The organism is Pseudomonas sp. NPDC008258 (assembly GCF_042956345.1).
Taxonomy (GTDB): Bacteria; Pseudomonadota; Gammaproteobacteria; order Pseudomonadales; family Pseudomonadaceae; genus Aquipseudomonas.
In genome coordinates this window covers 1-12,387 of sequence record NZ_JBIBGE010000046.1, presented here as the reverse complement: position 1 = coordinate 12,387, position 12,387 = coordinate 1, and the positions used below count along the sequence as shown (strand labels likewise).

Here is a 12,387-nt window from a genome sequence, read left to right as displayed (position 1 = left end):
TGTCAGTGTCAGGCGAAGCGGGCATAGCTGTAGGGTGCCGGGTCAACTAGAGGGCTCACGCCCTGAAGCAGGTCGGCAGCCAGTTGTCCGGCAGCCGGCGAGGTGCCGAAGCCATGACCGGAGAAGCCAGTTGCCAGCATCAGCCCCGGCAATTTGGCGACCGGCCCGATGACCGGGTTGGAATCAGGGGTGACATCGATGGTGCCTGCCCAGGTCTGTTCGACTTTCACTTGCTCGAAGATTGGCCAGGCGGCTTTGAGGTTGCGCAAGGCCTCGTTGTTGAGATTCTCGTTCGCCAGCGGGTTTTGCGTCCGAACGTGCTCGAATGGTGTGACACTGCCTGGCTTCCAGCGCCTTGCCAGTGCGAGGTCCTTGAAGAAGGCCTTGCCCAGTGACACCCTCAGGTAGCTGCGCTGGGCGCGAAATTGTGGCAGGTACTGTGCGCCGAGAAGCGCATGATCCCAGGTCAGCGGTGCATCCAGTGCACCTCGCTGGGTGATGATGAATCCGCCATCGATGTGCTTGCGGAACGAAAAGTCCGGTGCGCCCACGGCGATGTCCGTAGGACCTTCCATGGGGGCAGTGCGTAGCACCGAGCAGTTCAGTGGCAAGGTCGGCAAGGCAATGCCGTGGTTGCCCAGGAATCGTCGTGACCACAGCCCGCCGGCCAGCAAGACTTGTTCACAGCGAATCTCGCCGTGCTCGGTAACTACGCCGTCGATACGTCCTGCGGCGGTGCTCAGCGTGCGTACAGCACAGTTTTCGATGATCACCGCACCATGCGCGATCGCCGCATTGGCAATGGCGCTGGCGGCCCGGGTCGGCTCGGCGCGGCCATCGCTTTCGGTGAGGATACCGCCGGCCCAGGGCGTTTGGCCGCCGGGGACGCGCTGGCCGATTTCCCTGGCAGACAGCAGGCGCGAGCCAAGCTCGAGCGACTCGACGCTTTTCATCCAGTTCTCGTGGAAGGCCATTTGTGCCTGGTTGCGGGCGACGAACATGATGCCCGCCTGACGGTAGCCTACATCACGCCCCACACGATTGGGCATTTCTGCCCAAAGCCGGTCGGCCGCCTGCGCGAGCGGAATATCCTCGCGGTGACGGCTGGTCTTGCGCACCCAGCCCAGGTTTCGCGACGATTGCTCGCCTGCTATGCGACCCTTTTCGAGCACGACCACCGGTATGTTGCGCTCGGCCAGTGCCAGGGCAGTCGTCAGGCCGACGATACCGGCGCCAATGATCACCACGGACGTAGAAGAGGGGAGCTCTTTTGTGCACTGCACGGGCTCTATGACTGGTGGCATGCTTGATTCTCGTCGTTGAAAGGGCTGAGCGTGGGTGAACTCTTCAGGTGTTACTGACCCAGCGTGATCCTGGAGGTGTTGGCGCTGGATGCACCACGGAACGCTGTGACTTCCAGCTCGACCTTGTAGACCGTCGAGCCCAGGGGTGGGCAGGTAACCGTGCTGGCCGGATCGATGCCCCGGAATTTCTCGCCGACAATGGTCATGACGGTAGTGGTGTCCGCCGGATCCTGAATGAACACCCGCGAACACACGACGTCGGCGAGGGTCGCATCGACCGAGGCCAGCGCTGCCTCGATATTCAGGAACACCTGATGGGTCTGTTCTGCCAGGTCCTCGGGAATCTCGTTGGTGGCCGGGTTGCGTCCGGCCGTGTTGGAAACGAAAATCCAGTTGTCGACCGCGACCAGGCGCGAGTAGCTGCCCAGCGTCTCGTACTTGGAGCCGGTCTTCAGTTTGGTGATTTGAACCATTTCAATAGCCTCGTAGTTGGGTGAAATCATTAGCTAAGTGCGGGGGATTCCCACAGGTTGAGTTTCAGGCCGACCCCGCGCTCGAGTGCCTGGCGGTAGACGACTGTTCCCCAGGCGACGTCTTCGACAGGCATGCCACCGACCGACATGATGATGATCTCTTCGTCGTTGACGCGACCCGGCGCCTCTGCAGCGATGATCTTGCCGATATCTTCGAGCTGGTCGGGAAGCAGTTTTCCTTCTTCGATCATGTCCATGAAACGCACGCCAACCAGTGGCACATGGTTGTGCGCAGGCTTGGGCAGCTCCTCGAACCAGGCCTGGTAGAGGCCAGTGTTGTCGACCACCTTGCGTACGTCCGACGCCTCCATGGCCTCATCCATGCGGCAGCCCGCTGGCATGGCCAGAAACGCCCCTGGCTTGACCCACTCGCGTTTGACCAGCGGGTAAGTGGACGGATCACCGGTTTCACCAGAGGTGCAGTACGTGACCAGATCCGATCCGCGCACCACCGCTTCGATGCTGTCCACGACTTCGATGTTGGTGATTTGCGGGTAGGTGCTACGCAGCCAGGTGATGAATTCGTCCAGGCTCTTGGCGCTGCGACCCTTGACCTTGAGGGTGTCGACCTCCGGACAGACGGCCATGAACGCCGAGACGGTCGTCTTGCCCATCACCCCAGGGCCGAGCAGACCGATCACTTTGGAATCGCGGCGCGCCAGGTGGCGAGCGCCGACGCCGGGGATGGCACCGGTGCGGTAGGCCGACAGCAGGTTCGCCGACATGTGGGCAAGTGGCGCGCCGGTGTCCGGATCGTTCAGGGTGAACATGAGAATCGAGCGCGGCAGGCCTTTCTCGCGGTTGGCGATGTTGGAGCCATACCATTTGACGCCGGCGGTCTGGAAGTCGCCGCCCAGGTAAGCCGGCATGGCCATCATGCGGCGGTCAGCGGTTGGCTTGGGCATGTTCGGGAACGGCGAGTCCTTGGGGAAGGTGATCATCGCGCCGTGGGAGTCGCTGTTGGGGCCGGCCATGCGGTAATCACCGTGGTAGAGCAGGCCGAACATCTCTTCCATGGTGTTCACGCAAGCAAGCATGTCGGTGACACCGGCACGGATCATGTCTTGTTCGGACAGGTAGAGGAAGTCGATTCTTGTAGTTGTGGTCATGGCTATTCTCGGTAGCTGGAATGGGCGCATGCGACTACGCACCGTTGTGTGTGCGTATGGCAATTACGATGTTAGGGAACGGCCTGAGCGGGCGGCTATCCCGAAATAGTCACGAATGTGGTGTGCTGCACAGCGGGTCATTGCAGCCGCTTCAGGGGGATTGAGGGCCGTGCGACGGCAGCGCCCGGGTGCCCGGTTCGGACATGCCGCTTGGCAGGCTTGGCCAAAAGCCCGGCAATGTTGAACATGCCGGTCAGGCCGAAGGCTTGCACACTGTGAGGATCGTCAACGTGGCAGCGCGGCGGGCTTGCGTCCTGACGCACCAGCGCGAAAGACGAGGGCGACGCGACCTTCGCAAGGGGGAGCAGCGCAGTCACTATTTGCTACACCACGCCAGGATAAAATCATGAAAACAACAATATCCAATCCCATCGACAGAACCTCCGTGTATATCTGCGCCGGTCTCGTGTCTGCCGGTGGAGCCTTGCTGCTCAATGTACTGCCGCTACTGTTCGGTGCATTGGCTGAGCGTTACGGGTTCGGCGAGAACCAGTTGGGTAGCCTGGCGATGGCCATGAACCTGGGGTTTGGTGTGCTGGGCCTGGCATCGCTTTTATGGATCCGGCGCGTCAGCTGGCGAGTCATTTCACTCAGCGCATCGGTATTGGTGGTTGCCGCGCTGCTGTGCATCCTGACCGATCCGCCCTACGAAACCCTGTTGATGGTCATGGCGCTGGCGGGTGCCGGTACCGGGGCACTTTACGCATTGGCCATGACCATCTTCGGTGACAGTGCCCAGCCAGAGCGGGCCTTTGGCTTCAAGCTGGGGATGGAAACCATTCCGGGCGCGATCCTGCTCACTCTCCTGCCGGTAGTCGTGGCGCCGATCTGGGGGTTCCAGGGCATGATCGTCACCCTGGCCATCGCCTTGGTGTTGATGGGTATTGTCCCGCTGCCCTGGGTGCCACGACGCAGTCAGCGAGTGTCGCAGGTGCTGGCGGGGCCGGCGCCAACTGATGCTGCTGAAAACCGTGTGATCGTCTGGTTGAGCCTGATTGCAAGCCTTGTGTTTCTGACTGGCATCATGTCCGTGTGGGCATTTCTGGAACTGTTGGGCAAGAAAACCGGCCTGTCGTCGGACACCATCGGGGCGGTGTTGGGTGTCGGTTTCGTCATCAACGCGGGCAGTGGTTTCGTGGCCTCGTCGATCGGCCTGAAAGCCGGCCGCTTCCTGCCGCTGGCGGTCGTCGTCTGTGCCGAGGTGGCAGGCCTGGTCATGCTCGGGCAGTTCGCCTCGCTGACCACCTACGTGATCGGTGCGATGTGCATGCTGTTCTCGATCAGCTTCGTGCTGGCATATACCTTCGGGTTGATGGCCGAGTTCGATCTGTCGGGCAAGCTGGTTGCCTTGGGTGCGCTGTGCCTGTCGATCGGGGCTGCAGTAGGGCCGGCGGTCGGCGGATTGCTGATCGAGGCCTACGGCTATCCTGCTGTGCTGCTGTTCTCGGGCGCCTGTTCGGTCAGCGTCATGCTGATCTACGGTGCGGCTGTGCTGAAGGTTCAGCAGTCAAAGAAGACCGATAACCCTGAGGCAGGTGTGGTGATACCTCGAACCTGATGGCAGTGCAACGGAAAAAGGCTCGTCGGGTGTGATCCCGGCGGGCCTTTTTCATTGCTGTGCGGTTTGTCTGCGTGAACAGGGCAGGCGGGTAAACCTGCAGGTTCACGCCTTGAACTGCTGGACCCGTTCCTGCTGAAGTGTGGCCAGCGCGTGAAGCTGCTGGCTGATACCTGCCGAGTGTTGCGCCTGGCCGGCCAGGGAAGCGGTGAGGTCACGTACGGCTTCGACGTTGCGGTTGATTTCTTCTGCAACACTGCTCTGCTCTTCGGCTGCACAGGCGATCTGCACGTTCATCTCGGTGATGATGCCTACCGCGTGGCGGATCTGCTCGAGGACATCGAACGCCTGCTGGGAGCGCAGGGCATTGGCCTGGGCCTGATCGTAGCTGCACTGCATGGCCGACGTAACCTGCAGGGTGCCGTTGCGCAGGTTGTCGATGACCGTCCCGATCTCTTCGACCGACGCTTGAGTACGTTGAGCCAGGCCGCGAACCTCATCTGCCACCACTGCGAAACCCCGCCCGGCATCGCCGGCGCGCGCCGCCTCGATCGCTGCATTGAGAGCGAGCAGGTTGGTCTGCTGGGCAATCGACAGAATGACGTCCAGTACCGAGCCGATCTGGTCACTGCTTACCGCCAATGCCTGCAGCCGTTGCATGCCATTGCTCATGTCGTCGGCCAATGCCTGGATACCCTGGGTTGCGCGTTCGATCACCTGTACGCCGTTGCCGGTCGCAGCTTCGGCACGGCGCGCGGCATCGGCCGCCTGAACCGCACTTTGCGCAGCGTTCTGTGCGGTGGCCGACATCTCGTGTACCGCAGTGGCCATCTGGTCGATCTCGCGAAATTGCTGCTGCATGCCTTGGCTAGTCTGGCTGGCGATCTGTTGCGACTGATCGGCTGTGTCGCGGGTATTGCGTACCGCCTGCTGGACCTGGGCAACCACAGGTTGCAGCTTGTCCAGGAAGCGATCGAACGCTTGGCTGAGCCGTCCAAGTTCATCGCGCTTTGCGTACGCCAGGCGACGGGTGAGATCGCCGTCACCGTCGGCAATGTCTTCGAGCAGGTGGGCCACGTGCAGGATCGGCCGCGTCACGCTTCGAGCTGCCAGCCACATCATGAGCACGCCCAGCACCGCAAGTGCCAGGCCCAGGATCACCTGCAGGGTCAGGCTGGCGAGGCGTTGGCCTTGCATCTGTTGCCGCATGGCGGCCACTGGCGCCCCGAGGATATCCTTGGATACGCCGACCTCGACACTCCACGGGCGGGCGTTGGTGATTGGCTGGATGGGAACGATGACACGGATGCGCTGGCTGTCTTCGAACGTTTGTGCTCGATTGCTCTGCTGCACGTGGCGAAGATTGGCGGCCAGTTCGTGCTGCTCGGTGCCCAGCAGTTTGCCAACCTGCTCTGGGTGAGCGCTCGATGCTGCTATCACGCCATTGGCACTGAATATCCCGAGACTGCCATGCCCGTCATAAAGCGATGCGCTGGCGGCCTGTGCATCGGCCTGCATGGCCTGCAGGCCGACATCCATACCCAGCACGCCGACCACGCGACCATCGACCATCAGCGGAACGGTGACGCTGGTCACCAGCCTGGGTGTACCACTGGTGTCGTCCAGATAGGGTTCGAGCAGGCACGGCTTGGCGCTATCACGGGCGCAGGTGAAAAACGCATTGAACGGTGTGCCACTTGGACCTGGCGTACGGTTTGCGAGTAATGCTTCGTCGCCGAGCACTGCCTGCAGTTGGCCGGCTTTGGGTTGTAGCCAATAAAGTGCGAAGCGGCCACGCTCATTGCTGCCCAGGGCCTGCTGCCCGGTGAAGGCGGCGTCCTGGCCGTCCAGAGCGTTGGGCTCGAACGCAACGAACAGGCCCAGCAGCTCAGGACGTTGAACAAGCGCAGCCTGCATGATCTGGGTAAATTCCTGACGCAGCTGGCGTGCTGCCGTCACGCCTTCTCCTTGCCTGGCCTTCAGATACAGCAACTGGCGCGCCATGGCTTGCGCGAACTCGTAGGTGCGGTTCAGACCTTGCTGGATCTTCAAGGCCTGCGCATTGCCTTCGGCTTCAAGGTTGTCCTGCGCAGCCTCCAGCAGCATTTCGGTGGACTTTGCGGCGACGGCCTCTGCGTCGCGACGACTCTGCTCCATGGACAGCCCGGCAATCAACCCGACGACAGAAAGCAGGCAGGCACTGGCAAGCAGCGTGATTTTGTTCTGAATGTTCAAGGCGAGTCCCTTTATTGTCATGCGCATCACTGTCAGGCGCCCGAGGCTACCCGGCGCAGGCGCGAATCCCTACCGCCAGTTGTACGCTTGGCAGGCACTCACAAAGGGGCGGCAAGCATAGACAAATCTGCCCGGCGTCGATGCCTGACACTGGTCGGGACAACAATCAAAGGTGCGAGGCCTATGCAAATTGCGATCATTGGTGCCGGCGCAATGGGGAGCCTGTTTGCCTGCAGGCTCATCGACGCCGGCGCAGAGGTGACCCTCATCGATGTGGATACAGCCTTGCTGCAGGTGCTGAGTTCATCGGGTCTGAAATTGCACGACCAGCACGGCCAGCGGACTTACTGGCCACAGGTGGCAACCTGCGATGCGGTACACGCGGTGATGGACGTGCTGATCGTGTTCACCAAGAGCTATCACACCCGCCAGGCCATTACCTCATGCCTGCATCTGGTGGGTGCATCGACGCTGGTGGTGACGTTGCAGAACGGGCTCGACAGCTTGCCTGTGCTACGCGAATACATTCCCGACGATCAGTTGGCCATGGGCATGACCCTCTACCCAGCTGACGTCGTTTCGCCAGGAGTCGTACGCAGCCTGGGTGAAGCCCAGGTACGCATGCGAGGCGTCGGGGTTGCACCAGCCAGAGGTCTGGACAAGCTTGTCGAGCTGTTGTGCAGAGGCGGATTGCAGTCACTGATCGATCCGCACATCGACGTCACGATCTGGGAGAAAGTGGTGTTCAACACTGCGCTCAATTCGGTCTGTGCGTTAACAGGCGCCACTGTCGGGGAGGTGGCACTGCATCGCGATCATCGCCGCCAGGTCTTCGCACTGGTCCGGGAGGCTGTGAGCGTGGCTTGGGCGGTGGGTGTCGCTGTAAACGCGGAGCGAATCCAGGCCGGCATCGAGGAGGCATTCGTGGTGCACGCCACGCACAAACCGTCGATGTTGCAGGATGTCGAGCATGGCCGGCGAATCGAAGTCGATGCGTTGTCGGGTGCACTGCTTGGTCATGCTGAACGTCATGCTCTTGAGGTCCCGGCGCTGGCCTCGGTTGACGCGTTGTTGCGGCGTATCGGGCGAGGTGTCCTGGCATCCCAGGACACTGTCCTGCCTCAATGCAACGGTGAGAACGCTGCAGGAAGATAAGCCACCGAGTTCATCTTCTGCAGCTGGGGCGCCGAATTTTCTGGCGGCCAGACGCCGTCACGCACTGCACGCGTGCGGACATCGAGCCGCTGTTCGAGGCTGGCGTAAGGCCAGATGTGCAGATAGCGCGGAACCCGTCCGCTGGTTGCGTAGAACGCGGCGTAAACGGCAGAGTAGGGCTCGCCTGTGCGCGCGCTGACCGCTTTCTGCCAGCCCGCCAATGTAGGCGCGACACCGGACGGTACCAGGTCGTATTCGCGCAGCTCATAGAACGGGCCGTGAGGCCCGGGCAGCAACGGTGAGAGGAACGGAAAGAGTCGGTAGTCATCCATGGTCTGTTCCAGAACGAACTCGCCGATACCGAACGCGTCAGCGGCCAGCAGTACTCGCTGACGCTCCGCCGCCTGGACCTGCAGGCTGCTAAAGCGGCGCATGACAGCAATCGTGTTCTGCGGGCCGATTTCCGACAGCCAGCATCCGACCAGTTCCACGCCTTCCAGCGCATCCTGCAGGGCCGACTCAAGACGCGGCAGGGCCTGGCCTGGTGTGCGCACGCGCAGGGTGAATCGGATCAGCTCATAAAGGTCGGTGCCGGGTGTTTCCAGTGAGGGGGGAAAGTGAGGCATTGCATTTTCTCTGAGTAGTCATAAAAAGACCCGAGCTCCCCCCGCACGGGAAAGCCCGGGCCAAAACGAAGAGTTGTCAGCCCGGCTGCTGGTTGGGTCGTATTGAAATTGCTGCGGCCGTGGTGATGGCACCCATCACGATCAACATGACGGATACCGGCCAGGCCGAGTCATAGAGGCTGAACAGTGCGGTCGCAGCCAGTGGCGCCAGGCCGCCGGAAAAGATCGAAGCGATCTCATGGCCCATGGCCAATCCGGAGTAGCGCACCTTGGCCGGAAATAGCTCGCCCATCAGTGCCGGCTGGGTGCCGATCATTGCGCCATGACAGAAGGCCATGCCGAGCAGCGCCGCCAGGTAGACCCAGCCCGCCGAATGGGTATCGAGCATCCAGAAGAACGGGAATGCCAGCAGCATCAAGCCGACAGAGCCTATGGCATAGACAATACGGCGGCCGATGCGGTCTGACAGCCAGCCCCAGAACACGATGGTGCCGGCCTCGACGATCATTGCCACCATGACACTGGCCAGCACCAGCTGCGTGTCCAGGCCGGTGAACTTGGCATAGGCGATGGTGAAGGCCAGGAACAGATAGGCGCTGCCATTCTCGGCGATGCGCAGGCCCATGGCTTGCAGCACTGCCTTGGGGTGCTTGCGCAACACCTCCATCGCGGGGATGTGTTCCGGCTGATCCTGTTGTGCCTGCTCTTGCACGAACTCCTTGCTTTCCGGCAGGCGCCGACGGATGTACACACCGACGCCGAAGATCAGGATGCTGGCCAGGAACGGCACTCGCCAGCCCCAGCTCATCATGTCGTCCTGGGGCAGCATCTGTACCAGATAGAACGCTGCAGCCGACAATACGAAGCCGCCCGATACGCCCAGTTGGCTCCAGGCCGCATAGAAGCCGACGCGGTCTTTCGGTGCATTCTCGCTGAGCAGCAGCACGCCGCCGCCCCACTCACCGCCCGAAGCGACGCCCTGCAGCACGCGCAGGATCACCAGGCAGGCTGGAGCGAGGTAGCCGACCTGTTCGAAGGTGGGCAGCAGCCCCATGGCGAAGGTGGCCACACCCATGATCGCCAGGGTCATCACCAGCGCCTTCTTGCGCCCGGCCTTGTCGCCGATATGGCCGAATATCAGCCCGCCCAGCGGGCGAGCGAGAAATCCTACGGCGAAGCCTGCAAACGAGGCCATTGTGCCAAGCACCGGGTCGGTCCCGACCGGGAAGAACAACGGCGCAAAAATCAGCGCAGCTGCCGTGCCATAGAGAAAGAAGTCATACCATTCCAGGGCATTACCCAGCACCGAGGCCACGACGATGCGGCGCATGGTGTTCGGGTCGGTGTCGCGGGTGATGCTGGTGTTGAGGTTAGTCATGAGCCATCTCCTTGCAGACCATCACCAGAACTTCCAGGTGTAGGTAGTGATCAATCGGAACTCGTCGTAGTCATTGCCGTATCGGGTCTGGGTCTTCATGTTCTTGAGCTCGAAGCCGAGATCTTTGAGTACACCGCTCTGAACCACGTAGGAGAGCATGATGTCGCGCTCGCTTTCCCGGTCCCGCGAGAGCCCGGCGCCACGGTCGATATCCGTCCCCTTGATGTAGCGAGTGAACAGTTTCAGCCCGGGCACGCCCATCGCCGCGAAGTTGTAGCCATAGCGGACAGACCAGCTGCGCTCATCCGGGCGGATGAACGGCAAGCCGGCCCAGTTCGGCAGGTACCCCTGCGGCACATAGCCGTTGAGGGTCGGGAACACTGTGTCGCCAGTCATGCGCTGGTAGCTGGCGCCGACCATGTGGCCGTTCTTTTCCAGGGTGAGCAGGCCGAAGTACGCCTGGTTGTCTACCGGACCACTGCGCGCAGCACCGTCCTCGCGGTTGTTGAAGTAGCCGATGTCGGTTTTCAGCTGGTAACCGTCGGCGAACTTCAGGGTGTGCTTGATGCCGCCGTAATCCTGCTTGTAGATGTCGTTGAGCACACCATGGAAATAGCTGCCCTGCAAATCCGGGGTCAGTGCATAGGTGGCGCCGACGAAGTCCAGGCCCTCGCTGTCCAGGCTGTCGTTGGTGCCGTAGCGGTACAGGCGTTCGTGGTTGGATGACTCGCGGGTAACGATCGACCAGAAGCGTCCGCCGACCAAGGTCAGGTTGTCGATGTCCCGAGACTCGATCACCGCACCTTGATAGATAGTGTCGAGTTGGCGGCTTGGATCATTGGAGGCTACCGGATAGTTGGGTTTCTGGTCGCCGATCCTGGCGACGGTCTTGGCATACTTGAGCTTGAGCGTCGCACCGGCTCGGCCATAGTCATCAGCTGCTTTCTGTTCATGCCGACTGAAGGGCAGGGAGCCGTCATTGCCGGTCGAGTCCAGCCTGATGGCGTACTGTCCATTGAGGTCGAGGCCGATTGCCAGTGGGGTATCGGTGTAGCCCGATTCAAATTGCAGGTCGAAGCCTTGCGACCAGTTGCCGACTTTGGACACTGGCGCGCCGGCGTTGGTGAAGTTGCGGTTCAGGTAGAGGTTGCGCAAAGTCAGCGACAGGTGGCTGTCATCGACGACGTCGGCAAAGCCGGTCAGGGGTAGTGCGATGCCTGCACACAGGCAAAACGATTTCGCATGCAACGGCCATTTGAGTTCCATGGGGTAATCCTGGAAAAGTGATCAGTACAAGGTCTGGGCAGTCATGCAACTGGGCAGAAGCGCTCTGCAGGTCTGTAGCCCGCTTGTCCGTCACGTATTGTTTTTGTTGTTTTAGATATCCAGCACCAGGCGCTTGCCGCGCGCCCGGGAACAGCACAGTACGATCTGTTCGTTGCTCTGTTTCTCCTCATCGGTCAGGTATTGGTCGCGATGGTCAGGTTCGCCTTCGAGCACATCGCACAGACAGGTACCGCACACACCCTGTTCGCACGACACCTCGACCTTGATACCCACCTCACGCAGGGCGCTGACCAGCGTCTGCCCTTGCTGTACTTGCACGGTCCTGGCGCTGCGCACCGCGACCACCTCGAAACTGTCCCCCGAAGTATCGACCTCGGCCTGGAAGTACTCGTGGTGAATATGCTGCTCATCGAAACCTTGCAGACGTGCGCCTTCGATCACCCAGTCCATGAACCCTGACGGGCCACAGGTGTAGAGGTGGACACCCGGGGTGGCCGGCCCGAGCACGCGGGCCAGGTCAAGTTGCTGATCGGCGCCTTCATCACTGAAATGGGTGAATACACTGGCGGCGAATGGCGCGTTCAGCAGTTCGTCGACGAAGGCGCAGCGGCTGCGTGAACGGCCGCGGTAGTGCAGTTCGAACGGGGCTCCCTGAGCGTGCAGGGCGTGGGCCATGGCGATCATCGGCGTGATGCCGATGCCGCCGCCGAGCAGAATCGAACGCCTGGCGTCGCAGGCGAGCGGGAACAGGTTGCGTGGCGCACTGATGCGCATCGCCGTGCCGAGTTGCAACTGCTCGTGTACCGCCACCGAGCCGCCTCGGGACTGATTGTCCTTGAGCACCCCCAGGCGATAGACGTTGGTCTGCGCGGGATCTCCGCACAGTGAATACTGCCGCACCAGATCGGGCCCCAGGTGCAGGTCGACATGGGCGCCCGCCGCGAAACGCGGCAGCGCCTGGCCGTTGACTGCAGCCAGTTCGAGGACGACCACATCGCCCCCTTGGACCTCCCTGGCATGGACGATCACATCGAGCAGTTGGTCGTGCATGATCGTCTCCTTCAGAGGATGTAACCGATACCGGCGAGGGTATCGTCGCTGTTGATCAGGCTGATCACCTTGCGGTGGATCCTGAAGCCGCC

At 61.5% G+C, this 12,387-nt stretch carries 10 protein-coding genes and 1 pseudogene; 2 read left to right on the top strand and 9 right to left on the bottom strand.

The features are described 5' to 3' along the window. Window positions 1-8: 8 nt before the first annotated feature. Genes ACFY9W_RS26440 through ACFY9W_RS26430 form a run of 3 tightly spaced genes read right to left on the bottom strand, consistent with a single transcriptional unit; the run spans window position 9 to window position 2,946 of the window. Window positions 9-1,304, bottom strand: a complete 1,296-nt coding sequence (locus tag ACFY9W_RS26440) for an FAD-dependent oxidoreductase (protein ID WP_391136973.1) — start codon at window positions 1,302-1,304, stop codon at window positions 9-11. A 50-nt stretch (window positions 1,305-1,354) separates the two neighbouring features. Then, window positions 1,355-1,777 carry a Rid family hydrolase gene (locus ACFY9W_RS26435; RefSeq protein ID WP_391136970.1) on the bottom strand — a complete coding sequence of 141 codons (423 nt, stop codon included), beginning with the start codon at window positions 1,775-1,777 and terminating at the stop codon, window positions 1,355-1,357. 29 nt (window positions 1,778-1,806) lie between these two features. Next, window positions 1,807-2,946: a tyramine oxidase subunit B gene (locus ACFY9W_RS26430; RefSeq protein WP_391136968.1), complete on the bottom strand. Its 1,140-nt coding sequence runs from the start codon at window positions 2,944-2,946 to the stop codon at window positions 1,807-1,809. A 406-nt stretch (window positions 2,947-3,352) separates the two neighbouring features. Between ACFY9W_RS26430 and ACFY9W_RS26425 the strand changes: the two genes are divergently transcribed. Continuing rightward, window positions 3,353-4,564: an MFS transporter gene (locus ACFY9W_RS26425; protein WP_391136965.1), complete on the top strand. Its 1,212-nt coding sequence runs from the start codon at window positions 3,353-3,355 to the stop codon at window positions 4,562-4,564. 105 nt (window positions 4,565-4,669) lie between these two features. Here ACFY9W_RS26425 and ACFY9W_RS26420 read toward each other — a convergent pair whose 3' ends face one another. Beyond that, window positions 4,670-5,395, bottom strand: coding sequence for a methyl-accepting chemotaxis protein (locus tag ACFY9W_RS26420; protein ID WP_391137037.1), 726 nt, complete (start codon window positions 5,393-5,395; stop codon window positions 4,670-4,672). A gap of 132 nt (window positions 5,396-5,527) precedes the next feature. Then, window positions 5,528-5,683, bottom strand: a pseudogene (locus ACFY9W_RS26415) (HAMP domain-containing protein); the annotation flags it as partial. Between the two features lie 1,299 nt (window positions 5,684-6,982). On the opposite strand from ACFY9W_RS26415, the gene ACFY9W_RS26410 reads away from it, so the two are divergent. After that, complete coding sequence (locus tag ACFY9W_RS26410; protein WP_391136962.1) at window positions 6,983-7,954, top strand: 2-dehydropantoate 2-reductase; 972 nt, start codon at window positions 6,983-6,985, stop codon at window positions 7,952-7,954. Here ACFY9W_RS26410 and ACFY9W_RS26405 read toward each other — a convergent pair. The 4 genes from ACFY9W_RS26405 to ACFY9W_RS26390 all read right to left on the bottom strand — a co-directional run bounded on the left by ACFY9W_RS26405 (window position 7,921) and on the right by ACFY9W_RS26390 (window position 12,295). Continuing rightward, on the bottom strand, window positions 7,921-8,580 hold the full coding sequence (locus ACFY9W_RS26405) for an NIPSNAP family protein (protein ID WP_391136959.1): 660 nt from the start codon (window positions 8,578-8,580) through the stop codon (window positions 7,921-7,923). The two genes, ACFY9W_RS26410 and ACFY9W_RS26405, sit on opposite strands and share 34 nt — an antisense overlap. A 76-nt stretch (window positions 8,581-8,656) precedes the next feature. Beyond that, complete coding sequence (locus tag ACFY9W_RS26400) at window positions 8,657-9,958, bottom strand: MFS transporter (protein WP_391136957.1); 1,302 nt, start codon at window positions 9,956-9,958, stop codon at window positions 8,657-8,659. Window positions 9,959-9,979: 21 nt separating this feature from the next. Next, window positions 9,980-11,224, bottom strand: a complete 1,245-nt coding sequence (locus ACFY9W_RS26395) for an OprD family outer membrane porin (RefSeq protein ID WP_391136954.1) — start codon at window positions 11,222-11,224, stop codon at window positions 9,980-9,982. Window positions 11,225-11,335: 111 nt separating this feature from the next. Next, the gene (locus ACFY9W_RS26390; protein ID WP_391136951.1) at window positions 11,336-12,295 is read right to left on the bottom strand and encodes a 2Fe-2S iron-sulfur cluster-binding protein; all 960 of its coding nucleotides are present in this window, start codon (window positions 12,293-12,295) and stop codon (window positions 11,336-11,338) included. Between the last annotated feature and the right edge of the window lie 92 nt (window positions 12,296-12,387).

Coding starts and splice junctions, on each gene's coding strand:
- ACFY9W_RS26430 (WP_391136968.1), bottom strand. CDS start 2,946: ATGACCACAACTACAAGAATCGACTTCCTCTACCTGTCCGAACAAGAC.
- ACFY9W_RS26390 (WP_391136951.1), bottom strand. CDS start 12,295: ATGCACGACCAACTGCTCGATGTGATCGTCCATGCCAGGGAGGTCCAA.
- ACFY9W_RS26435 (WP_391136970.1), bottom strand. CDS start 1,777: ATGGTTCAAATCACCAAACTGAAGACCGGCTCCAAGTACGAGACGCTG.
- ACFY9W_RS26440 (WP_391136973.1), bottom strand. CDS start 1,304: ATGCCACCAGTCATAGAGCCCGTGCAGTGCACAAAAGAGCTCCCCTCT.
- ACFY9W_RS26405 (WP_391136959.1), bottom strand. CDS start 8,580: ATGCCTCACTTTCCCCCCTCACTGGAAACACCCGGCACCGACCTTTAT.
- ACFY9W_RS26420 (WP_391137037.1), bottom strand. CDS start 5,395: ATGGCCACTGCGGTACACGAGATGTCGGCCACCGCACAGAACGCTGCG.
- ACFY9W_RS26410 (WP_391136962.1), top strand. CDS start 6,983: ATGCAAATTGCGATCATTGGTGCCGGCGCAATGGGGAGCCTGTTTGCC.
- ACFY9W_RS26400 (WP_391136957.1), bottom strand. CDS start 9,958: ATGACTAACCTCAACACCAGCATCACCCGCGACACCGACCCGAACACC.
- ACFY9W_RS26395 (WP_391136954.1), bottom strand. CDS start 11,224: ATGGAACTCAAATGGCCGTTGCATGCGAAATCGTTTTGCCTGTGTGCA.
- ACFY9W_RS26425 (WP_391136965.1), top strand. CDS start 3,353: ATGAAAACAACAATATCCAATCCCATCGACAGAACCTCCGTGTATATC.